Origin of the sequence: Kineococcus aridisoli (assembly GCF_050871885.1) — a bacterium.
Lineage (GTDB): Bacteria > Actinomycetota > Actinomycetes > Actinomycetales > Kineococcaceae > Kineococcus.
The window spans coordinates 1-21,925 of sequence record NZ_JBJLSF010000047.1; the positions used below are offsets into that span (position 1 = coordinate 1).

Here is a 21,925-nt window from a genome sequence, read left to right on the forward strand (position 1 = left end):
GACGGCCGGGCACCCGCGGGTGCCCGGCCGTCGTCGTGCGCCCGGTGCACCGGTGGTGGGCCGTGCGCGGGTTCCCGCCGGGACGAGGGCCGTGCGAGGGTTCCCGTCGTGACGACGGCCGGGGGCGCGCGGCGGACGGCGACGCGGCACGTCGCCCGCGCGGTGGCGGCGGACCCGCGGGTCGTCGGGGCGTTCCTCACCGGATCCGTCCTCGCCGCGGCCGACGGCGACGTGCTGAGCCCCGCCTCCGACGTCGACGTGGTCCTGGTCGTCGACGCCGGGGAACCACCTCGCGGCCCCGGGAAGTCGCGCGTCGACGGGGTCCTGCTCGACGTCTCGTGCCTGCGGGCCGCCGACCTGGCCGACGTCGACGCCGTCCGCCGCACGCACTGGCTCGCCCCCTCGTTCGCGGGCCGGGAGCCCCTGCTGGACCCGGCGGGGCGGCTCGCCCGGGTGCGGGCGGCGGTCGCCCCGACGTTCGCGGAACCGGCGGACGTCCTCGCGCGGTGCGAGGACGTGCTGCGGCGCAGCGGGTCCCGGCTCCAGGCCGTGATCGGCGCCGGTGGCCCGGGCGGCGCCTGCACGGCCGAGCGGGTCCTGTCGTGGGTGTTCCCGGCGAGCCTGCTGACGCAGGTGCCGCTGGTCGCCGCGCTGGAACCGCCGACCGTGCGGCGCCGCTACGCCGCCGCCGGCGCGGTGCTGCGCCGCTGCGGGCACGCCGACCTCGCCGAGCAGCTCCTGGACGACCTGGGGTGCGCGGACGTCGGCGCGGGTGACGTGCGCGAGGCGCTGGCGGTGGTGCGCGAGGGCCTGCAGCGGGTGCGCACGCCGGTGCCGCGGGAGTTCGCGTTCGCCGCGGACCTGGAACCCGACGCCCACCCGGTCGTGCTGGACGGCACGGCCGAACTGCTCGACGCCGGCCTGCACCGGGAGGCGGTGTTCTGGCTCGTCGTCACCGCCGCCCGCCTCCAGCAGGTGTCGGGCGGGCCGGAGGGGTGGTTCCGCGACCTGCTCGCCGGGCTCACCGGGATCGGCGGTCCCGAGGACGTGCTGTCGCGCGCGCGGCGGTCGCTGCGCACCGCGGACCGGGTGGGAGGGGTCGGCGCCGCCCTCGTGCGGGGGCGCTGACGTCGGAGGCCGGGAGGACCCGCGCGCCCGGTGTCAGCCCGCGGGCGGAGATCGCGCCTGCTGCGCCGGGTGGATGCGCGCGGCGGGGTCCCCCGGGGACGCTGGCGGGGTCCCGAGAGCACTGGAGGAACCGTGCGCAGACCCCTCGTCCACCTGGCTGCCGCGCTGGCTGCGGGAACCGTCGGCATCGGAGCCCTCGCGCTGGTGAGCGGTTCCGTGCCGGGGGTGGCGGGGCTGGGGCCCCTGCTCGCCGAGGCGCAGGGGCACACCGACCGCGCGGTCCACTCCCGGCCCGCTCAGGTCCCCGCCGCGGACCTGCCCGACTGGGCGCGGGCGGGTGAGGCGGAGGTCACCGTCGTGCGACCCGGCGAGGCCGCGGGCGAGGGAGCCGGCGAGGCCGTGCGCGCCGACCTCGCGGTGCCGGCGGGCTTCACCCTCCCGGCGACCTGCGCACCGGTGGAGCGCGTCGGCATGCCCTTCGACGGCGGCGGGGACGAGTGGCCGGACAGCCGCCGGCCGGGGCACCGGTGCGGCGGCTGGAGCGCCGTCGTGGCCGGGGACCACCTGTACGTCTGGCGGTGACGCCCGGGCGGGGTCGGGGGGGTCAGGCGGGGTGGAACTCCGCGCGCGGCGGCAGGGCCGCCGGCAGCGGGGTGGTGGGCGGGGAGAGGGTGCCGGGGCCGAGCAGCCCGCTCCCCGCGGCGGGCGGGTCGGGCAGGGGGACGAGCAGGGGGCGCGTGAACCGCGCGTCCCCGGTGGCGGCGACCTCGCGCACCGCGGCGGGGGCCGGCTGCGCCGGCGCCGGCGGCTCCAGCAGCGCGACACCGGCGGTGGCCGCCACGCCGGCCAGCGTGAGCACTCCGGGGACCTTGAGCCAGCGCTGCACGTCGTTCTCCTCGCTCGTCCGGGTGAAGACCCCCCTCGCATCGGTCACCCGGGGTCCCGCCTTGAGCCGCGCGGCCCCCGACCCGCTCAGGCCGAACGGCGCAGGTGCTCACGCACGGCCACGACGGCGGCCGGGCGGTCCAGGTCGACACCGGCCTCCCGCAGCGCCCGCGCACCGGCGGAGTCCTCGTCGGCCAGCACGCCGAGCAGCACGTGCTCGGTGCCGATGGAGCGGTGGTCCAGGTCGAGGGCGGCCCGCAGGGCGTTCTCCAGCGCCCGCTTGGCGGGGCGGGTGAAGGGCAGGTGGTCGGTGTCCAGCCAGCGGCCGAACCGGCCGCGCCGGCGCGGGGACGGGCGGTCCAGGGCGCCGGGGCCGAAGGCCTGCTCGGCGCGGCGGCGGACCTCGTCGAGGTCGATGCCGAGCGCCCGCAGCGCCTCGGCGTCGCGGTCGGGGCCGCCGGCGACGACGGCGCGCAGCGCGGCGGGGTCGGCGCCCGCCCCGCGCAGCACGGCGGCGGCGACGCCGTCGGACTCCAGCAGGGCGAGCAGCAGGTGCCGGTCGTCGATCTCGCGGTGGCCGAGCTCGCGGGCGACGGCCTGGGCGCCGACGACGGCCTCGCGGGCCCCGGGGGTGAACCGTTCGAACATCGGGATCTCCGTCCTTCGCGGTGGTGGGGGTGGGTGCGCTCAGCTGCGGGTGGCGTGCTTCTTGTGCACGGCCTGCTTGGAGACCCCCAGGGCGTCGGCGATCTCGGCCCACGACCAGCCGAGCTCGCGGGCGCGGCGCACCTGCAGGTCCTCCAGCCGCTCCAGCAGCCGCCGCAGCGCGGCGACCGCGCGCAGCCCCACCGCCGGGTCGGGATCGGTCCCGGCGGAGACGAGGTCGTCCGGAGCGGTCATGCGTCAACTCTGGTTGACGAACCGCGATCCGTCAACCCCTGTTGACGATCCCGTCCCCGGCACCCGCCCGCGCCTCAGGACTCGAACGCGCTGGGCAGGTACTCCTCGACGTTGTCCGCGGTCACCACCGGCGCGTACAGCTGGATCGTGCGCGGCACCTCCACCTCCACGAGGTCGCTCATCGCCTTCTGCTGCACGAGCAGGCGCGCCAGGCGGATGCCGTCGGCGGCCTGGGTGGAGGGGTAGACCACCGTGGCCTTCACCACGGAGTCCCCGGACTGGATCTCGCGCATGACGTTGGCCGAGCCTGCACCGCCGATCATGACGAACTCCTCGCGACCGGCCTCCTCGATGGCGGCCATCACGCCGACGCCCTGGTCGTCGTCGTGGTTCCACAGCGCGTCGATCTTCGGGGCGGCCTGCAGCAGGTTCGCGGCCGCCTGCTGACCGCCCTGCACGGTGAAGTCCGCGGCGACGCGGTTGTCGACGTCCAGACCGCACTCGGCCAGCGCGTCGGCGAAGCCCTGGCTGCGGTCCTGGGTCAGCGGCAGCGAGTCGATGCCGGCGATCTCCGCGACCACGGCGTCGGGCCTGCCGCCGACCTGCTCGCAGACGTAGGTGCCCGCGGAGATCCCCATGCCGTAGTTGTCGCCGAGGACGGTGGTGCGCGCGGCGAAGGAGCTGGAGAACTCCCGGTCGACGTTGACGACTGTGATCCCGGCCTCCATGGCCCGGGTGGCGACCTCGGTCAGCGCCGCCCCGTCGTAGGGCAGCAGCACGATGGCGTCGACCTCGTCGTTGATGAACTGCTCGACCTGGCTGATCTGCAGGTTGACGTCGTTGGTGCCCTCGGCCACCCGCAGCTCCACGTCGCCGTAGCGGTCCGCCTCCCTGGTGGCCGCGGTCGTGATGGCCCCCATCCAGCCGTGGTCGGCGGCCGGGGCGGAGAAGCCGATGACGACCGTCTCGCCCTCCTCGTCGTTGCCGCCGGCGGCCGCGGGCGCCGACTGCTCCCCGCCCTCCTGCTCGGCCGGGGTGTTGGAGGTGCAGGCGCCGACCAGCGCGGCGGTGGCAGCGGCGGCGCCGACGGCGATCAGGCGGCGGCGCAGCGAGGTGCGGGGGACGGACGACACGGGGGCCTCCTGGGGAGTGGGAGCGCGGTGGGGTGCGGGAGGGTGCGCTCAGGCGCCGCGCGAGCGCGCGGCGAAGCGCTGCTGCAGCAGCACCGCCACGACGATGATCGCGCCCTTGGCGACGGACTGCGCCGAGATCGACAGGTTGTTCTGGGTGAAGACGTTGGTGAGCGTGGAGAAGATCAGCACGCCGAAGACCGTCCCGACGATGGACCCGCGGCCACCGGCGAGCAGGGTGCCGCCGATGACGACGGCCGCGATCGCGTCCAGCTCGTAGAACTGGCCGTTGGTGGAGGAACCGGCCGTCGTGCGCGCCAGCATCATGACGGCCGCGATGCCCGCGGTCAGGCCGGAGAGGGCGTACAGGTAGGCGGTGTGCCGGCGGACCTTGATGCCCGCCAGGCGGGCGGCCTCGGGGTTGCCGCCCACGGCCACGGTGCGCCGGCCGAAGGTGGTGCGGTTGAGCACGACCCAGCCGGCCGCCGCGACGAGCGCGAACAGCCACACGAGCACGGGGATGCCCAGGACGTTGCCCTGGAAGGCGTCCTTGAACGACTCCACGCGCACGATCTGCGTGCGGCGGTTGGCGATGATCTCCGCCAGGCCGCGGGCGGCGACCATCATGGCCAGCGTGGCGATGAAGGCCACCACCCGCCCGTAGGCGATGAGCACCCCGTTGACCACGCCGCACGCGGTGCCCACGAGCAGCGCGGTGGAGACCATGAGCAGCCAGTGGGTGTCCTCGGCCATCGTCTGCGTCGCCAGCGTCGTGGCCCACACCGAGGCCAGGCCGAGGACGGAACCGACCGACAGGTCGATGCCGCCGCCGGTGATGACGAACGTCATCCCGATGCTGAGCACGCCGATGACCGCCGCCAGCCGCAGGATCGTCAGCAGGTTGTCCACGCTGGCGAAGCGCTCGCCGGCGGTGGCCACGCCGACGACGCACAGCAGGGCCAGGGCGATGACGAGGCCGACGGTGCGGGCGGCCCCGGAGCCGAGCCCCCGGCGGGCGCCGGCGGGGGCGCCGGGAGCCGGCCCGCGGCGCTCCAGCGGCACCGGGCGGTCCGGGTCGGGCGGGACGCTGCCCGCCGTCGACAGCGGCGGTGGCGGTTGCTCGCTCACGCGGCACTCCCTTCCAGGACGAGGTCGAGCACCCTGCGCTCGTCGATCTCCGCGGCCGGGCCGCTGTGCAGGACCCGGCCGTCGGCGAGGACGAGGACGCGGTCGGACAGGCCGAGCACCTCCTCGATCTCGCTGGAGACCACGACGACGGCGTTGCCGGCCTGCGCCAGCGCGTGCACCAGGGAGTACGTCTCGGCGCGCGCGCCGACGTCCACGCCTCGGGTCGGCTCGTCCAGCAGCAGCACGCGGCAGCCGTGCAGCAGCCAGCGCGCGAGCACGACCTTCTGCTGGTTGCCCCCCGAGAGGGTGCGGACGGGGCGGTCCGGGTCGGCCGGGCGCAGTTCCAGGGCGGCGATCTGCTCGCGGGCGCTCGCCCGCTCCGCGCGCTCGTCGAGCAGCGGGCCGCGCGCGAAGCGCGTGAACGTGGACAGGGTGACGTTGCGGTACACCGGTTCGTCGAGCAGCAGCCCCTGGCTCTTGCGCTCCTCCGGGGCCAGCCCGATGCCGGCGCGCACGGCCGCCGCCACCAACCCCGGCCGCACCGGGCGCCCGTCGACGAGGACCTGCCCCGACGTCGGCCGCCGCGCGCCGTAGACGCTCTCCAGCACCTCCGAGCGCCCCGAGCCGACGAGACCCGCCAGCCCGACGACCTCGCCGGCGCGCACGTCGAAGGAGACGTCGGAGAAGGAACCGCGCAGCCCCAGCCCCCGCACCTCCAGCAGCACCGGGCGGTCGGCGGGCACGGGGGCGCGGGCGGGGAACACCTGCTGCACGGTGCGCCCGGTCATGAGGCGGATCAGCTCGGAGGTGGGCGTGCCGGCGACCGGCAGGCCGGAGGCGACGGTCCGGCCGTCCTTGAGGACGGTGATCCGGTCGCCGATCCGGCGGATCTCCTCCAGGCGGTGGGAGATGTAGAGCACGGCCACCCCGGCCGCGGTGAGCTGGCGCACCACCCGGAACAGGTTGTCGACCTCCTCCGGGTCCAGCACGGCGGAGGGTTCGTCCATGACGATCAGGCGCGCGTCGTGGGACAGCGCCCGCGCCATGCTCACGACCTGCTTGCCCGCCGCGGAGAGGGAACCGACCTCGCGGGTGGGCGCGATGTCGCCGTGCCCGAGCCGTTCGAGCAGCTCGCGGCTGCGGGCGCGCGCCCGGCGGCGCCGGGTGAAACCCGCCCGCGAGTCCTCGTGCCCGAGGTGGATGTTCTCGGCGACGGTGAGCCCGTCGACCACGTCGAGCTCCTGGTGCATCGTGGCGATGCCCGCCCGCAGCGCCGCCACCGGCGAGGGCAGCTCGACCTCCTCCCCGCACCAGCGCAGGGTCCCCGCCGTGGGCCGGTGGGCCCCGGCCAGGACCTTGATGAGGGTGGACTTGCCGGCGCCGTTCTGCCCGAGCAGGCAGTGCACCTCCCCCGGCCGCACCTCCAGGTCCACCCCGTCCAGGGCGCGGACCCCGGAGAAGTCCTTGGTCACCCCCCGCACGAGGAGCAGGGGTTCCGCGCGCCCGGCACCCCCACGGGTGCCGGGCGCCGAGGCGTCGTCGTTGACGCCGTCGTCGTCGACCATGCCGGTGGACTCTAGGAGCAGCTTTTCGCGCCCGTCAAGGAAACCCGCCGGGCACCGCACCCCCGGCGGAACGGACCCGCGGAACGGGCCGGGCGGTTCCTCCTCAGTGCCGCGCCGGCGGCTTCACCGTCACTACCGGGCACGGGGCGTCGAGGATGATGCGCTGCGCGACGCTGCCCATGATCAGCTTGCCGACCGGTGTGCGGCGGCGGTGGCCGACGACGACGGCGGAGGCGGACACCTCGTGCAGCGCCTCGACGACGACGCTCGCGACGTCCCCCTGCCCCGTGCGCTGCACCACCTGCGCGCGCACCGGCCCGGCGGCCAGCTGCTCGCGCACCCGCTGCAGCTGCTCGGGCGAGGCGTAGGTGGGTTCGGCCAGCGAGGTGCCCGCCGGGGCGTTGAGGACGAGCAGGTCCTCCCCGCGGCGCCGGGCCTCCTCCACCCCGGCCGCCAGCGCGGCCTCGCCCTCGGCGGTGGGTGCGTAGGCGACGACCACGGTCACCGGGAGACCTCCTCGTGCTCGCGCACGTCGGTGCCGGGCCCGGTGGACGGGCCCGGGGCGGGCCGTCCGCCCAGGCGCGCGGGCAGGAACCGGCGCAGCAGCGGGAACAGCAGGACGAGGGCGACGAGCGCGTACACGACCACCGACAGCGGGCCGGCGACGAGCCCGCCCCAGTCGCCCTGGGACAGCGTCAGCGCCGTCCGCATCCGCTCCTCGGCCAGCGGGCCGATGATCACACCGATGATGAGCGGCAGCACCGGCAGCCCGAAGCGGCGCATGGCGAAGCCCAGGACGCCGAAGCCCAGCAGCAGCCACAGGTCGAAGGCCTGCAGGTTGGTGGCGTAGGCGCCCAGGGTGGCGAAGAACAGGATCCCCGCGTACAGGTAGGGCCGCGGGATGCGCAGCAGCTTGGCCCACAGCGGCGCCAGCGGCAGGTTCAGCGCCAGCAGCAGCAGGTTGCCGATGAACAGGCTCGCGATGAGCGCCCACACCAGGTCCGGTTCGCGCTCGAACAGCAGCGGGCCGGGCTGGATCCCGTAGGACATGAACGCCGCCAGCAGCACGGCGGCCGTCGCGTTCGTCGGCAGCCCCAGCGCCAGCGTCGGCACCAGCGTGCCGGCCGCCGAGGCGTTGTTGGCCGCCTCCGGGCCCGCGACGCCCTCGATGGCGCCCTTGCCGAACTCCTCGGGGTGCTCGGACAGCCTGCGCTCGGCGACGTAGGACAGGAACGTCGGCAGTTCCGCGCCCCCGGCCGGGACGGCGCCGAAGGGGAACCCGAGCGCGGTGCCGCGCAGCCACGGCTTCCAGGAGCGCTTCCAGTCCTCGCACCCCATCCACGGCCGGCCCACCGGGATCACCTCGACCGCCGAGCGGCGCATCCGGGAGGCCACCCACAGCGCCTCGCCCACGGCGAAGATCGCCACCGCGACGACGACGATGTCGATGCCGTCGATGAGCTGCAGCACGCCGAAGGTCAGCCGCGCCTGGCCGCTGACGGCGTCCAGGCCGACGAGCCCGACCGCCAGGCCGATGAACAGCGACGCGAAGCCGCGCACCCGGGAGGACCCCAGGACCGCGGTGACCGCGAGCAGCGCCAGGACCATGATGGCGAAGTAGTCCGCCTCGCCCAGGCCCACCGCCAGGTCCACCATGAGCGGAGCCGTGGCCACCAGCAGCACCGAGCCGATGGTGCCCGCGATGAAGGAGCCGATGGCCGCCGTCGACAGCGCCTGCGCGCCCCGGCCGCTGCGGGCCATCCTGTTGCCCTCCAGCGCGGTCACCACCGACGAGGACTCGCCGGGGGTGTTGAGCAGGATGGCCGTCGTGGAACCGCCGTACATGCCGCCGTAGTAGATGCCGGCGAACATGATGAGCGCGCTCGCCGGTTCCAGCGCGTACGTCAGCGGCAGCAGCAGCGCCACCGTCATGGCCGGGCCGATGCCCGGCAGGACGCCGACGGCCGTGCCGAGGACGACGCCGACGGCCGCGAACGCGAGGTTCACCGGTGTCAGGGCGTCGCCGAAACCGCCGAGGAGCGCCGCGAGGTCGCCCATCACAGCACCCCGTCCAGGACCCCGGGCGGCAGCTGGATCCCCAGCACGACCCAGAAGGAGTAGAACGTCAGCAGCGACAGGACCGCGCCGACGGCGACGGCGCGCAGCAGGCTGCGCCCGCCGAGCAGCTTGGCGACGGCGCCGAAGAACAGCGCACCGGAGACGACCCAGCCCAGGCGCTCGACGAGCAGCACGTTCGCGGCGAACACCAGCACGAGCGCGCCGATCCGCCTCCAGTCCGACCCGGCCGACAGGTCCACGTCCTCGCCGTCCTCGGCCTCGCCGCGCCCGCCGCGCAGGACGTCGACGGCCAGGACGAGGGCGGTGACGACCAGCCCGGCGCCGACGGCGTAGGGCACCGGGCGCGGGCCGACGACCCCGTCGTCGACCAGCCCCTGCGAGAGGGTGGCGGCGTCGGCGACGACGAGCGCGCCGAGCAGCACGAGGAAGGCGCACACCCCCAGCTGCGACAGGTCGCGCGGGCGCCGCGCGGGGCGGGCGCCGGTGGCCGGGGCGGCGGGCGGCGCCGCGGGGGCGCTCACACCAGCCCCAGCCGGGAGAGCACGTCGCGCACGCGCGCGGCCTGCTCGTCGAGGAACGCGCCGAACTCCTCGCCGGTGCTGAACGCGTCGGTCCAGGCGTTCTCCTGCAGCACCTGCCGCCACTGCGGCGAGTCGTGCACCTGCGTCAGGGCGTCCACGAGCCGGGCCACCTCCACGTCGTCGAGTCCGGGCGGGGCGACCACGCCCCGCCAGTTGGTGAAGACCAGGTCGACGTCCTGCTCGCGCAGCGTCGGCACCTCGAGCACGGGCACGCGCTGCTCGCTGGAGACGGCGAGCGCGCGCACGGCGCCGGTGGTGATCTGGTCCAGGAGTTCGCCGTAGCCGCTGGTGGCGAACGCGATCTGCCCGCCCAGCAGCGCGGGCAGCAGGTCGCCGCCGCCGTCGTAGGCGATGTAGTTGACCTCCGTCGGGTCCACGTCCACCGCGTCCGCGAACTGCATCGGCAGCAGGAAGTCCGGTCCGCCCGGGGAGGAACCGCCGCCGACCGCCAGCGCGCGCGGGTCCGAGCGCCATGCGGTGACGAGGTCGCCGAGGGTGCTGAACGGGGAGGCGGCGGGCACCAGGACGACACCGGCCTCCTCGATGAGCTGCGCCACCGGCGTCGTCTGCTCGAGGGTGACGTCGACGTCGTTGGTGTAGGAGGCGCCCACGACGCCCAGGCCCATCGACATCAGGTACTGCGGGTTCCCGCTCTCGCTGACGCAGCGGGCCAGCCCGACGGTGCCGCCGGCGCCGGAGAGGTTGGTGACCTCCACGCCCTCGGCCGCGCCGACCTCCTCCATGACGCGCACCGCGCTGCGGCCGGTGGTGTCGTAGCCGCCGCCCGGGGAGTTCGGGACCAGCAGCTGCAGGCGCGTCAGGGCGCCGCTGGCCGAGGCGGTCTGGCGGGTCACGCCGCAGCCGGCGGCGGCCGAGGCGGCGGTCAGCGCCGGGAGGGCGGCGAGCGCGGCGAGCAGCGCGCGCCGCGGCGGTCCGCCGCGCGTGCGCGCCGTCGTGGTGGTCGGTGTCATGGCGTCCTCGTCGACGACCCGCACCGCTGCCGGTCGGCGGCGGTGGACGGCCGCGCGGGGCGTGCCGTCGGGCAGAATGCTGCTCGGTGGCGGCGGGCGCGTCACCCTTGCGGTGGCACTGGTCCTTGCGGTCGTTGTGGTCGCGGTCGCCGGTGCGTCCCCCGCTCGCCCCGCTCGTCCCGCCCGGCACGAGGAGGTGCGGTGACCCACCACGAGCGCAGGCGCCCCGGCCTGGCCGGGCAGATCCTGCTCGTGCAGGTGCTGCTGTTCGCCGTCGTCCTCGTCGGGGTCGGCGCGGTGTCGGTGAGCCAGTCCCGGCAGGCCTCCGCCGACGCCCAGGAGCGGCGGGTGCGCCAGGTCGCCGAGTACGTCGCCTCGCTGCCGCTGGTGCGCCGCCAGCTGGCCGACGCCGTCGCCGGGCGCACCTCCGCGGACGCGCTGACGGCGACCGCCGAGCAGCTGCGCACCACCTCCGACGTCGCGGTCGTGCTGGTCGCCGACCCGGCCGGGCGGGTGGTCTCCTCCCCCGCCGACCCGCGGCTGGCGGGCGGGCGGCTGCCCGAGCCCGCGGGCACCGAGGCCGGTGACCCCTCCTGGCTGGGCGAGGTGCGCCTGGGCGAGGCGCGCAGCGTGGCGGCGCGGGTGCCGGTGCTCGCCGACGGCGGCGTGCCCGCGGGCAGCGTCGTGGGCGCGGTGCTCGTCGGGCAGGACGCGGTGCCGTGGAGCGCGGAGCTGCGCACCGCGCTGCCGGACCTGGCCACCTACCTGGGGATGTCGGCGCTCGTCGGCCTCCTGGGGGCGTGGCTGCTGGCGCGGCGGGTCAAGAGCCAGACCCTCGGCCTGGAACCGGACGAGATCGCCTCGCTGGCCACCCACCGGGAGGCGGTGCTGCGCGGCATCCGCGAGGGCGTGGTGGCCCTGGACACCGACGGCGTCGTCACCGTGGCCAACGACGCCGCGCGCGACCTGCTCGCCCTGCCGGCGGACGTGGTGGGCCGGCGGGTGGACGCGCTCGGGCTGCCGCAGCAGGTGGTGGAGGTGCTCACCAGCGGGCCGGCGCCCAGCGACCGCCCGGTCGTCGGCGACGACCGGCTGCTCGTGCTCAACCGGACGGTGCTGCGCCGCGCCGGCAGCGCCGAGGCGGTCGGCACCGTCACGACGATGCGCGACCGCACCGAGCTCGTCGCGCTCCAGCACGAGCTGGGGGTCAGCCGGGCGGCGACGCAGGCGCTGCGCGCGCAGACGCACGAGTTCGCCAACCGCCTGCACACCATCTCCGGGCTGGTGCAGCTGCGCCGCTACGACGACGTCGTGGGGTTCATCGACCGGGTCAGCCGCGCCCACGCGGCGCTGGGCGAGCGCATCGGCGCGCAGGTGGCCGACCCGGCGGTGGCGGCGCTGCTGGTGGCCACGACGAGCGTGGCCGACGAGCGGGACGTGGAGCTCGTGCTCGCCCCCGGCGCGCACCTGCCGCCGGTGGCCGAGGACCTCTCCGACGACCTGGTGACGGTGGTGGGCAACCTCGTCGACAACGCCGTCGACGCGGCGGCCGGCGCGGGCGGCGGCACCGTGGAGGTCGACGTGCGCGAGGACGGCGCCGGTGGTGCGGTGGTGCTCGTGCGCGACGACGGGCCGGGGGTGGACCCCCGGCTGCTGCCGGAGCTGGTGCGGCGCGGGACGACGTCCAAGGACGGCGGCTCCCCCGGTGGTCGCGGCATCGGCCTGGCGCTGGTGCAGCTGGTGTGCCACCGCCGCGGCGGTTCGCTGGAGCTGGAGCGCGCCGAGCACGGCGGTGCCGTCTTCACCGCGGTCCTGCCTCCGCACCCCGCCGGGGGCAGCCGTGCTTGAGGTCCTCGTCGTCGACGACGACCCGATGGTCGCCTCGGTGCACAGCGGTTTCGTGGAGGCCGTCGGCGGGTGCACCGTCGTCGGCACCGCGCGCACCGGCACCGAGGCGCTGGAGATGGTGCAGCGGCTGCGCCCGGACGTGGTGCTGCTGGACCTGTACCTGCCCGACGTGTCGGGGCTGGAGGTGCTCTCCCGGTTGCGTTCCGCGGGAGCGGACGTGGAGGTGGTGGTCATCAGCGCGGCGCGCGAGGCGGCCACCGTCCGCGAGGCGCTGCACGGCGGGGTGGCCGGGTACCTCATCAAGCCCTTCGAGGCCCGCCAGCTCGCCGAGCGGTTGCAGCGGGTGCAGGCCGCCCGCCGCGCGCTGGCGCCCGAGGTGCTCGACCAGGCCGACGTCGACCGGGCGCTGGGGATCCCCGCGGCACCGGCCGGCCCGTCCCCGCGCGCAGCGGCCGCGCTGCCGAAGGGGCTGAGCCCGGAGACGGCCGACCTCGTCGCCGGTGCCCTCGACGGCGCGAGCGCCGCGGTCTCGGCCAGCGAGGTGGCCGAGGGGCTGGGGCTCTCGCGGGTGGCGGTGCGCCGCTACCTGGAGCACTTCGTCGCCGAGCGGCGCGCCCGCGTGCGGCTGCGCTACGGCGGCGGGCGCCCGGAACGGCTCTACGAGTGGAACCGCTGACGCGCACGGGCACCCGTCCCCGCTCCCGTCAGGTGCCCTGCGCGTCGGGCGGGGACGGTGGCGGGGTGCCCGGCAGGCCCGAGGAGCTCCACGGCATCCCGCCGTCGCTGAGCAGCGCGACGACGCGGCCGGCGGCGTCGCGGCCCGCGTGCGTGGGGTACCAGCCGTCGCCGATCCCGGTGGGGAAGACGATCCCGTCCTCGACGCCGTCGCTGGAGCGCACCACGCACAGCGGGTACGGCCGCCCGTCGGAGGGGGTCGCGGTCTCCAGGTAGGCGTCGAAGGTCTCCCCCAGCCCCAGCTCGCCGGGGTCGCCGTCGGCGCCCGGGTCCACCGGCGCGGCCGTGGTGGACCAGAAACCCCCGTCGCCGCCGTCGGTGAGGATGCCCAGCGCGGGGACGGTCTCCCAGGCGACGGGTTCGGCGGCGCCGGCCGGGATCAGCTCCAGCCAGGCGACGCGGCGGTCGTCCCCGGGTTCCCACACCGCGGCGGTGACCTCCACGTCCACGGGCCCCTCGGCCAGCGCGAACGGCTCGAACCCGTACCCCCCGCTCGCCCACACCGCGTCCGCGCCGCTACCGGCGAGCAGCCGCCCGGTGGGCAGGTGCAGCGTCAGGACGTGCTGCAGGCGCACCGGGCCCGACAGCGCCGGGGAGCCCGGTGCGTAGGGCGGCAGGGCGACCTCGGCGGAGGCGCGCAGGTGGGTCGTGCCCGGGGCGGGCGGGGTGTCGTCGCAGGGCCGGAAGCGCACGTCCGGCCTGCTGGTCGGCGCGGTCTGCAGCGGCGGCTCGTCGGGGCCGGCGGGCGGCGGGACCGCCACGCCGGAACCGCAGGCACCCGGCAGGAGCAGCAGCGCGCCGGCGAGGGCGGGAACGGGTCGGCGCACCCGGCGAGCTCAGCACACCCGCCGTCCGCGCGGGCCGGTTCCCCGGCGGGACCACCCGGACGGGCGACGGCGACCGCGGGCGGGAAACGCGTGGTGACCGCCCGCGCCGGCTGCGTACCGTGGCGCCGCCGAGATCGACGACCCCGAGGAGCTCGCGTGCCGCACGTCGTCGTGGTCGGGGCCGGGATCGTGGGCGCCTCGATCGCCCACCACGCGGTCCGCCGCGGTGCGCGGGTGACGCTGGTGGAGCGCGGTGCGCCGGCCTGCGGCGCCACGGGCGCCTCCTTCGGCTGGATCGGCGCGCACGGCGACTGGCCCGGCGGTGCCCGGGACCTGCGCGCCGGTGTCCTGGCGCACTGGCGGCGGCTGGAGCGGGAGGTGCCGGGGTGCGGGTGCGCTGGAGCGGGTCGCTGTCGTGGCCGCGGCCGTGGGGCCGCGACGACGGCAGCGGCGCGGGGGAGGACGGCGCCGAGGACGACGTCGAGGTGCTGGGGGCCGCGCAGGTCGCCGCGCTGGAACCGGCCCTGCGGCGGCCTCCGCCGCGGGCGGTGCACGTGCGCAGCGACGGCGCGGTGGACGCGGCCGCCGTGACCACCGCCCTCGTGGAGGCCGCCCGCGCGGGCGGTGCCCGGGTGCTGCCCGGCACCGAGGTCCTGGACCTGCGCACCGCCGGCGGGCGGGTAGTGGGGGTGCGGACCTCCGCGGGGTCCCTGGCGGCCGACCGGGTGGTGCTCGCGGCCGGCGCGGAGGTGCCGCGGTTGTGCGCCGGCGTCGGGGTCGAGGTGCCCGTGGCGGCCTCCCCCGCCGTGCTGGTGCGCTTCGAGGCCCCCGCCGGGCTGGTGCGCACGCTCGTCGACGCACCGGGGGCCGAGGTGCGCCAGGACGAGCGCGGCGGGCTGCTGGCCTCCGTGGCCTGGCCGCAGGAGGGGGCCGGGGCGCTGGAGGGTGCCGTGCAGCGGACGGCGGACGCGGTCGCCGCCGCGTTCCGCGGCACCGGGGACCTCGCGCGGCGCACCGCGCGCACGGGCGTGCGGCCGGTGCCGGCCGGTGGTCCCGCCATCGGCCCGCTGCCCGGACTGCCGGGGGCCTCCGTGGCGGTGCTGCACCCGGGGGTGACGCTCGCACCGCTGGTGGGGCACCTGGTGGCCGGGGAGGTCGTCGACGGCCTGCAGGCGCCGCAGCTGCGCGGCTGCCGGGTCGCCGGGAACCTCGGGAGGAGCGGCGTCAGAGGAAGTACAGCCGGTTCAGCGACGTCGACTCCGCGGCCTGCGCGCTGACCGGTTCCCCGTCCACCGTGACCAGCCCGGAAGGGGCCACCCGCACCTGCGCGACGCGGTCGTTGCGCACCATCGAGCGGGGGCCGATCCCCCGCGTGCCGCGCACGCCCACCCGCCGCCTCCGCGTCGTCATGGCGTCGTTGCCGGCCTCGGCCGCGGCCTGCGCGACGAAGGCCACCGACAGGTCCGCGGCCGTCGCGCCGTGGGCGCCGAACTGCGGACCCAGCACGAGGGGTTCGGCGCGGTCGACGGCGGCGTTCGGGTCGCCGGTCACGCCGTAGGCGGGGAAACCCGCCTTGAGCACGAGCTCGGGCTTGGCGCCGAAGAACTCCGGCCGCCACAGCACGACGTCGGCCAGCTTGCCGACCTCCAGGGAACCGACCTCGTGGGCCAGGCCGTGCGCGATCGCCGGGTTGATCGTCAGCTTGGCGACGTAGCGCAGGGCCCGGGCGTTGTCGTGGCGGGGGTCCTCCGCGCCGAGCTCGGCCTTCATCTTGCCCGCCATCGCGAACGTGCGCCGGACCGTCTCCCCGGCCCGTCCCATGCCCTGCGCGTCGGAGGAGGTGATGGGGATGACGCCGAGGTCGTGCAGGACGTCCTCGGCGCCCATCGTGCCGGCGCGGATGCGGTCGCGGGCCAGGGCGGCGTCGCCGGGCAGGTCCTCCTTGAGGCCGTGCACCGACATGATCATGTGGTAGTGCTCGGCGATCGCGTCGCGGCCGAAGGGCAGCGTCGGGTTCGTCGAGGACCCGATGACGTTGCCCTCCCCGGCCATGCGCAGCACGTTCGGCACGTGCCCGCCGCCGCAGCCCTCGATGTGGAAGGCGTGGATGGTGCGCCCCTCCAGCACCGCCAGGGTGTCCTCGACCGACAGGCACTCGTTGAGGCCGTCGGTGTGCAGCGCGACCTGGACGTCGTGCTCCTCGGCCACCCGCAGCGCGGTGTCGAGCGCGCGGGCGTGCGCGCCCATGTCCTCGTGCACCTTGAACCCGCTGGCCCCGCCGTCGACGAGGGCCTCCACCAGCGAGCCGGGGTCCGAGGCCGAACCCCGCCCGAGGAACCCGATGTTCACCGGCCAGGCGTCGAAGGCGTTGAAGGCGTGCCGCAGCGCCCACGGGGAGTTCACGCCCACCCCCCACACGGGCCCGAACTCCTGGCCGATGATCGTGGTCACCCCCGAGGCCAGCGAGGCCTCCATGACGCGCGGGGACAGCAGGTGGACGTGGGTGTCGACCGCACCGGCCGTGGCGATGAGCCCCTCGCCGGAGACGATGCTGGTCCCGGTCCCGACGACGACGTCCACGCCGTCGAGGGTGTCGGGGTTCCCGGCCCGCCCGATCCCGCTGATCCGCCCCTCGCGGATGCCGATCGACACCTTGCGGATGCCGAGCACGGCGTCGACGACGACGACGTTGGAGATGACGACGTCGCAGGTCTCGGTGGCGCGGGCGGCCTTCAGGTGCAGCCCGTCGCGGGCGGTCTTGGCGAAACCCGCCAGGAACTCCTCCCCCGGCGCCTGCGCGTCGTGCTCGACCTCGACGACCAGGCCGCTGTCGCCGAGGCGGACGCGGTCGCCCGCGCGGGGGCCGTAGGTGCTCGCGTAGTCCGCTCCGCCGAGGCTCATGCCCGGTCCTCCCCGCTGGTCGTGGGTCTGCTGCTCGCGGGTGCGCTGGTGGGTGCGCTGGTGGGTCCGCCGGTGGGCCCGGGGTCGTCGAGGTAGCCGCAGGCGCGGGCGCGGCGCAGCGCCTCCTCGCGCGCCCCCGGTGCGTCGAGCGGGCCGTCGACGAGGCCGGCGAAACCGATCGCGACCCGCGCCCCGCCGATGGGCGTGAGGGCGACCGTGCGGGTCTGGCCGGGGTCGAAGCGGACCGTCGACCCGGCGTCGACGGCGGCGCGGCGGCCGTAGGCGGCGGCCCGGTCGAAGCGCAGCCGCGGGTTGACCTCGAAGAAGTGGAAGTGCGAGGTGACGCTGACCGGGACGTCCGCGGTGTTCGTCACGGCCACCTCGACGACGTCGTCGAAGACGACCGGCGCCGCGGCGCCGGCCAGCAGCGCCCCCGGGGCGTCGGGGCCCAGCGAACCGCCGCCGATCGGGTCGGGCACGACGACGAGGCGGGTGCCGTCGTCGAAGACTGCCTCGACCTCCACGCTGCGCACCACGTCGGCCACCCCGGGCAGGACGTCGGCGGGCCCGAGGGCGTCCCGGCCGGCGGCCATCGCCTCGGCCAGCCGGGCGCCGTCGCGCGCCGCCTCGCAGACGGTGTCGGCGATCAGGGCGGTGGCCTCGGGCACGTTCAGCCGCAGCCCGCGCCCGCGCCGGGCGCGGGCGAGCTCGGCGGCGGTGAAGATCAGGAGCCGGTCACGCTCGGTGGGCGTCAGGCGCATGGTGCCCACCGTAACCAGGGGGCGCGAGCGCCGGAACGCGGCCGGAACGCGCGTGCAACACCTGCGAAACACATGAGGAGCACCATAACCGACACCGTTTCGGTTACGGTGGCGCTGCAACGGCGCACCGGCAGACCTGGAGGACCTCCGCATGGACGGCACGTCCGCACCCGGCACCACCCCTGCGCCCACTCCCGCGCCCGGCCCACCGCCCGGGGACCAGCTCAAGGGCGGCGCCCTGGGGGCCGCCGGGATCACCGCGATGGTGGTCGCCGCGGCCGCACCGCTCACCGTCATGGCGGGCATCGCGCCCCTGGCCATCGCCGTCGGGGGCGTCGGGGCACCGGCGGGGTACCTGGCCGCCGGGATCGTCCTCACCGTCTTCGCCGTGGGGTTCACCGCGATGACGCGGCTGACCGGCGGCACCGGGGCGTTCTACTCCGTCATCGCCCTGGGCCTGGGCCGGCACCTGGGCGCGGGCGCCGGGGTCCTCGCCGTCGTCTCCTACAACGCGCTGCAGATCGGCGTCCACGGCCTGCTGGCCACGCAGTTCCAGGTCGCCTTCGCGCGGTTCACCGGCATCGAGGCGCCCTGGTGGCTGTTCGCCGCGGCCGGCATCGCGGCGGTGTGGGCGCTGGGCCGGCGCGGCGTCGACGTCGGCGCCAAGGTCCTCGGCGTCCTGCTCGTCGCCGAGACCCTGGTGCTCGCCCTGCTGGTGGCGGCGATCCTGCTGCGCGGCGGCAGCGACGGCCTGCACCCGGGGTCCTTCTCCCCCACCGCGCTCGCGGACCCGGGGATGCTCGGAATCCTGGGGTTCTGCTTCGCGGCGTTCATGGGTTTCGAGTCCACCGCCCTGTACCGGCGGGAGGCGCGCGACCCCGACCGCTCGATCCCGCGGGCCACGTTCGCCGCGGTCGCCTTCCTCGGGTCGTTCTACTGCCTCGTGGTGTGGGCGATCGTGCAGGCCTTCGGCGAGGACGGCGCCGTCGCGGCGGCCGCCGCCGACCCGGTGGGCATGTTCTTCACCGCCATGGACGTCTACGTCGGCGCGTGGGCCAGCGACCTCATGCTCGTGCTCGCCGTCACGAGCGTGCTGGCCTCGCAGGTCGCGTTCCACAACGCCGTCAACCGCTACGCCTTCACCCTGGCCCGGGACGGCCTGCTGCCCGCCGCGCTCGGCCACAGCCACCCCCGCTTCGGCTCCCCCGCCCGCGCGGGTGCGCTGCAGACCCTGCTGGCCGTCCTCGTCGTCGCGGGTTTCGCGCTCGCCGGCGCCGACCCGTACACCCAGCTCGTGCTGCTGGTGAACACCCCCGGCGCCGTCGGCGTCGTCCTGCTGCAGACGCTGACCTCCGTCGCCGTCCTGGTCCACCTCCTGCGCGGTGGGCGCTCGAGCAGGCCGGTGCTGCTGGCCGCGACCGCCGCCTCGGTGCTGCTGCTGGTCGCGCTGGTCCTGCTGGTGCGCCACGTGGGCCTGCTCACCGGCGCGGGCACGGCCACGAACGTCGTGCTCGTCGGCCTGGTGCCCCTGGTCCTGCTGACCGGTGCGGCGTTCGCCTCGCTGCTGCGCCGCCGGCGCCCGGCGGTGTTCGCCCGCATCGGCGGCGTCGAACGCACCGCGGAGCCCACCGCGGAACCCACCGCGGCAGCCCGCTCCACCCGCCCGACCCCGATCCCCGCTCTGGAGAACGCCTCGTGACCAGCACCCGCGCCGACCTCGTCGTGCTCGCCGACACCGTCCACACCCTCGACCCCGCCCGCCCCCGCGCGCAGGCCGTCGCGCTCGCCGACGGGCTCGTCGCGGCCGTGGGCGGGCGCGAGGAGGCCCGCGGGTGGTGCGGCACCGGCACCCGCGTGGTCGACCTGGGCGCGGCCACCCTCGTGCCCGGTCTCGTCGACGGGCACCAGCACCCGGTGATGGGGCTGGACATGACCGCCGGCGTGGACCTGTCGGCGGTCCGCACCGTCGACGACCTCGTGGACCGGTTGCGCGCCGCGGCGCTCGGCCTGGGCCGCGGCGAGTGGCTGCTGGGCTGGGGCCTGGACCCCAACACCTTCGCCGGCGGGCCCGTCACCTCCGAACCCCTCGTGCGGGCCGTCGGGCCGGACGTGCCGGTGTTCCTGCACCTGTTCGACGCGCACTCCGCGCTGGTGTCCCCGTGCGCGCTGCGGATCGCGGGGGTCGAGGGGCCGCGCGCCTTCGCCTCCGGCGCCAGCGTCGTGCTGGACGGGGACGGCCGGCCCACCGGGCACCTGCTGGAGAAGGAGGCGGTCGACCTGGTGTCGGTGCACCTGCCGGCCGAACCGCCCGCGCAGCGACGGGCCCGGCTGCGCGCCCTGCTGGAGCAGATGGCCGCCGGCGGGCTGACCGCCGCGAACGCCATGGACTTCGAGGGCGACTCCCACGAGCTGGTGCGGGCGCTGGAGGAGGACGGGGAACTGCCGCTGCGGCTGCGGTTCGCACCGTTCGTCGTGCCGGGCGCCGGCCGCGACGCGCTCGACCTCGTCGTCGAGCAGCAGCGCCTGCGCGGCCGCCGCTGGCAGGTCGAGGGCGCGAAGTTCATGATCGACGGGACCGTCGACGGCGGGACGGCGTGGCTGGAGGAGGCCGACACCCACGGCGAGTCGACCGCGCCGTTCTGGCCGGACCCGCAGGAGTACACCCGCGCCGTGCAGCACCTGGCCACCAACGGCGTCCCGACGGTCACCCACGCGATCGGCGACGCGGGGATCCGCCACGTGCTGCGCACGCTCGCCGGCACGCCGCGGCTCACGGCGGTCCCGCACCGCGTCGAGCACCTGGAGACGATGCCCTCCGACCTCGTCCCGCTGTTCCGCCGCCTCGACGTCACCGCGAGCATGCAACCCACCCACTGCACGCACTACACGAAGGCAGACCACAGCGACAACTGGTCGCAGCGGCTGGGACCGGAACGCGCCGGGCGCGCGTTCCGCACCCGCGACCTGCGGGAGGCGGGCGCGCGGCTGGCGCTGGGCTCGGACTGGCCCGTCGCACCGCACGACCCGCGGGCCGTGATGGCCGACGCCCGGTTGCGCCGCACCGCCGGCAACCCCGACGAGGAACCCGTGCTGCCCGCGCAGGCCCTCACGGCGGCGATGGCGCTGGAGGGCTTCACGACGGCGGCGGCCGCCGCCGCCGGGCTGGCCGACCGGGCGGGCCGGGTGCGGGTGGGCCACCGCGCCGACCTCACGGCCTTCCGCCTCGACCCGCTGCGCGCCGACCCGGACGAGTTCGCCCAGGCGCCGGTGCTGCTGACCGTGGTGGACGGCCGGCTCGTGCACCGCGACGAGGCGGTGGGAGCGTGAGCGGGACCGGCGGGGCGCACGGGCGGTGGAGCGGGACGAGGGGAGCACGGGACGTGAGCACGACGCAGGGGACGGACCAGGGGACGGACGGTGGCGCGGTGCGCTGGATGCCTCCGGAGTGGGCGCCGCACGAGCGGACGTGGATGGCCTTCCCGACCCCCAACGCGACGTTCGGGGACGCCGGCGGGCCCGACCTCGCGCGGGCGCGCGCGGCCTGGAGCGCCGTGGCCGGCGCGGTGGTCGCGCGCGAACCCGTGAGCGTCCTCGTGGCGCCGGGCGACCTGCCCGCCGCGCGGGAACTGCTCGACCCGCGCGTGGAGGTCGTCGAGGTCCCCCTCGACGACGCGTGGCTGCGCGACAGCGGGCCCACGTTCGTGCGCTCGGGCGGCGGGGCCGGTGGCGGGGCCGGCGCGCTGACCGCGGTCGACTGGCGGTTCAACGGCTGGGGCGCGCAGTCGTGGGCGGCCTGGGACCGCGACGCCCTCGTGGCCGCGCAGGTCGCCCGGCTCGCCGGCACGCCGGTCAGCCCCTCCCCGCTCACCCAGGAGGGCGGGGCGTTCCACGTCGACGGCGAGGGCACCGTGCTGCTCACCGACACCGTCCAGCTCGACCCCGACCGCAACCCCGGGTGGACGCGCGCGCAGGTGGAGGCGGAGGTGCACGCGCAGCTGGGGACGACGACGGCGGTCTGGCTGCCGCGCGGGCTCACCGCGGACTACGGCGAGTTCGGCACCCGCGGGCACGTCGACATCGTCGCCGCGTTCTGCCGCCCCGGGACCGTGCTCGTCCACACCCAGCCCGACCCCGCCCACCCCGACCACGCCGTGAGCACCGAGGTGGCGGACCTGCTGCGGCAGGCGGTCGACGCCCGCGGCCGGCGCCTGGAGGTGCTGGAGCTGCCCGCGCCGCGGGTGAGCGAGGTGGACGGGGAGCTGGTGGACTTCTCCTACGTCAACCACTACGTCGCGAACTCCGTCGTGGTCGCGTGCGCCTTCGACGACCCGCGCGACGCGGACGCCGTCCGGGTGCTGCGCGCCGCCTACCCCGGCCGGGAGGTGGTGGGCGTCGACGCGCGCGACGTGTTCGCCTTCGGCGGCGGGATCCACTGCATCACCCAGCAGCAGCCCGCCGCGCCGACGGCCTGAGGGACGGAGCTCCG

The 21,925-nt window shown here is 76.5% G+C and carries 20 protein-coding genes and 1 pseudogene; 8 read left to right on the forward strand and 13 right to left on the reverse strand.

Going from position 1 to position 21,925, the window contains the following annotated elements; translation table 11 throughout:
- Window positions 1–108: 108 nt before the first annotated feature.
- Window positions 109–1,128, forward strand: a complete 1,020-nt coding sequence (locus ACRYM2_RS13755; RefSeq protein WP_432522957.1) for a hypothetical protein — start codon at window positions 109–111, stop codon at window positions 1,126–1,128.
- 132 nt (window positions 1,129–1,260) lie between these two features.
- A complete protein-coding gene (locus tag ACRYM2_RS13760) occupies window positions 1,261–1,710 on the forward strand; it encodes a hypothetical protein (RefSeq protein ID WP_432522958.1) in 450 nt (149 codons plus the stop codon).
- A gap of 22 nt (window positions 1,711–1,732) precedes the next feature.
- Here ACRYM2_RS13760 and ACRYM2_RS13765 read toward each other — a convergent pair whose 3' ends face one another.
- From ACRYM2_RS13765 to ACRYM2_RS13810, 10 genes are all read right to left on the reverse strand, one after another.
- Window positions 1,733–2,062: a hypothetical protein gene (locus ACRYM2_RS13765; protein ID WP_432522959.1), complete on the reverse strand. Its 330-nt coding sequence runs from the start codon at window positions 2,060–2,062 to the stop codon at window positions 1,733–1,735.
- 38 nt (window positions 2,063–2,100) lie between these two features.
- Complete coding sequence (locus tag ACRYM2_RS13770; protein ID WP_432522960.1) at window positions 2,101–2,661, reverse strand: Clp protease N-terminal domain-containing protein; 561 nt, start codon at window positions 2,659–2,661, stop codon at window positions 2,101–2,103.
- 39 nt (window positions 2,662–2,700) lie between these two features.
- Window positions 2,701–2,913, reverse strand: coding sequence for a helix-turn-helix domain-containing protein (locus ACRYM2_RS13775; RefSeq protein ID WP_432522961.1), 213 nt, complete (start codon window positions 2,911–2,913; stop codon window positions 2,701–2,703).
- Window positions 2,914–2,987: 74 nt separating this feature from the next.
- Window positions 2,988–4,046: a substrate-binding domain-containing protein gene (locus ACRYM2_RS13780; protein WP_432522962.1), complete on the reverse strand. Its 1,059-nt coding sequence runs from the start codon at window positions 4,044–4,046 to the stop codon at window positions 2,988–2,990.
- A gap of 48 nt (window positions 4,047–4,094) precedes the next feature.
- Entirely contained in the window at window positions 4,095–5,171 is a 1,077-nt protein-coding gene (locus tag ACRYM2_RS13785; protein WP_432522963.1) for an ABC transporter permease, read from the reverse strand.
- Window positions 5,168–6,736, reverse strand: a complete 1,569-nt coding sequence (locus ACRYM2_RS13790; protein ID WP_432522964.1) for a sugar ABC transporter ATP-binding protein — start codon at window positions 6,734–6,736, stop codon at window positions 5,168–5,170. Before ACRYM2_RS13790 ends, ACRYM2_RS13785 begins: the two co-directional genes overlap by 4 nt.
- A gap of 103 nt (window positions 6,737–6,839) precedes the next feature.
- A complete protein-coding gene (locus tag ACRYM2_RS13795) occupies window positions 6,840–7,241 on the reverse strand; it encodes a universal stress protein (protein ID WP_432522965.1) in 402 nt (133 codons plus the stop codon).
- On the reverse strand, window positions 7,238–8,794 hold the full coding sequence (locus tag ACRYM2_RS13800) for a tripartite tricarboxylate transporter permease (RefSeq protein WP_432522966.1): 1,557 nt from the start codon (window positions 8,792–8,794) through the stop codon (window positions 7,238–7,240). The genes ACRYM2_RS13795 and ACRYM2_RS13800 overlap by 4 nt, the downstream gene beginning before the upstream one ends.
- Window positions 8,794–9,336, reverse strand: a complete 543-nt coding sequence (locus ACRYM2_RS13805; RefSeq protein WP_432522967.1) for a tripartite tricarboxylate transporter TctB family protein — start codon at window positions 9,334–9,336, stop codon at window positions 8,794–8,796. Before ACRYM2_RS13805 ends, ACRYM2_RS13800 begins: the two co-directional genes overlap by 1 nt.
- The gene (locus ACRYM2_RS13810; protein ID WP_432522968.1) at window positions 9,333–10,367 is read right to left on the reverse strand and encodes a Bug family tripartite tricarboxylate transporter substrate binding protein; all 1,035 of its coding nucleotides are present in this window, start codon (window positions 10,365–10,367) and stop codon (window positions 9,333–9,335) included. The genes ACRYM2_RS13805 and ACRYM2_RS13810 overlap by 4 nt, the downstream gene beginning before the upstream one ends.
- 201 nt (window positions 10,368–10,568) lie before the next feature.
- On the opposite strand from ACRYM2_RS13810, the gene ACRYM2_RS13815 reads away from it, so the two are divergent.
- Together ACRYM2_RS13815 and ACRYM2_RS13820 are read left to right on the forward strand one after the other, a co-directional pair.
- On the forward strand, window positions 10,569–12,215 hold the full coding sequence (locus tag ACRYM2_RS13815; RefSeq protein WP_432522969.1) for a sensor histidine kinase: 1,647 nt from the start codon (window positions 10,569–10,571) through the stop codon (window positions 12,213–12,215).
- Window positions 12,208–12,891 (forward strand): response regulator, encoded by a 684-nt coding sequence (locus ACRYM2_RS13820; protein ID WP_432522970.1) that lies wholly within the window; start codon window positions 12,208–12,210, stop codon window positions 12,889–12,891. The genes ACRYM2_RS13815 and ACRYM2_RS13820 overlap by 8 nt, the downstream gene beginning before the upstream one ends.
- 28 nt (window positions 12,892–12,919) lie before the next feature.
- Here the strand turns inward: ACRYM2_RS13820 and ACRYM2_RS13825 are convergent, their stop codons facing one another.
- A complete protein-coding gene (locus ACRYM2_RS13825; protein ID WP_432522971.1) occupies window positions 12,920–13,777 on the reverse strand; it encodes a DUF4241 domain-containing protein in 858 nt (285 codons plus the stop codon).
- 189 nt (window positions 13,778–13,966) lie between these two features.
- On the opposite strand from ACRYM2_RS13825, the pseudogene ACRYM2_RS13830 reads away from it, so the two are divergent.
- A pseudogene (locus ACRYM2_RS13830) lies at window positions 13,967–15,054 on the forward strand (NAD(P)/FAD-dependent oxidoreductase).
- On the opposite strand, the gene ACRYM2_RS13835 reads toward ACRYM2_RS13830, so the two are convergent.
- Together ACRYM2_RS13835 and ureA are read right to left on the reverse strand one after the other, a co-directional pair.
- Window positions 15,002–16,678 (reverse strand): urease subunit alpha, encoded by a 1,677-nt coding sequence (locus tag ACRYM2_RS13835; protein WP_432522972.1) that lies wholly within the window; start codon window positions 16,676–16,678, stop codon window positions 15,002–15,004. The pseudogene ACRYM2_RS13830 and the gene ACRYM2_RS13835 overlap by 53 nt on opposite strands.
- Window positions 16,675–17,439, reverse strand: a complete 765-nt coding sequence (gene ureA / locus ACRYM2_RS13840; RefSeq protein WP_432522973.1) for an urease subunit gamma — start codon at window positions 17,437–17,439, stop codon at window positions 16,675–16,677. The genes ACRYM2_RS13835 and ureA overlap by 4 nt, the downstream gene beginning before the upstream one ends.
- A gap of 151 nt (window positions 17,440–17,590) precedes the next feature.
- Here ureA and ACRYM2_RS13845 point away from each other — a divergent pair, with 151 nt between their 5' ends.
- The 3 genes from ACRYM2_RS13845 (at window position 17,591) to ACRYM2_RS13855 (ending at window position 21,911) form a co-directional block, all read left to right on the forward strand.
- Window positions 17,591–19,138 carry an APC family permease gene (locus ACRYM2_RS13845; protein ID WP_432522974.1) on the forward strand — a complete coding sequence of 516 codons (1,548 nt, stop codon included), beginning with the start codon at window positions 17,591–17,593 and terminating at the stop codon, window positions 19,136–19,138.
- Window positions 19,135–20,766 carry an amidohydrolase gene (locus tag ACRYM2_RS13850; protein ID WP_432522975.1) on the forward strand — a complete coding sequence of 544 codons (1,632 nt, stop codon included), beginning with the start codon at window positions 19,135–19,137 and terminating at the stop codon, window positions 20,764–20,766. The genes ACRYM2_RS13845 and ACRYM2_RS13850 overlap by 4 nt, the downstream gene beginning before the upstream one ends.
- Before the next feature lie 107 nt (window positions 20,767–20,873).
- Complete coding sequence (locus tag ACRYM2_RS13855; RefSeq protein WP_432522986.1) at window positions 20,874–21,911, forward strand: agmatine deiminase family protein; 1,038 nt, start codon at window positions 20,874–20,876, stop codon at window positions 21,909–21,911.
- Window positions 21,912–21,925 lie beyond the last annotated feature (14 nt).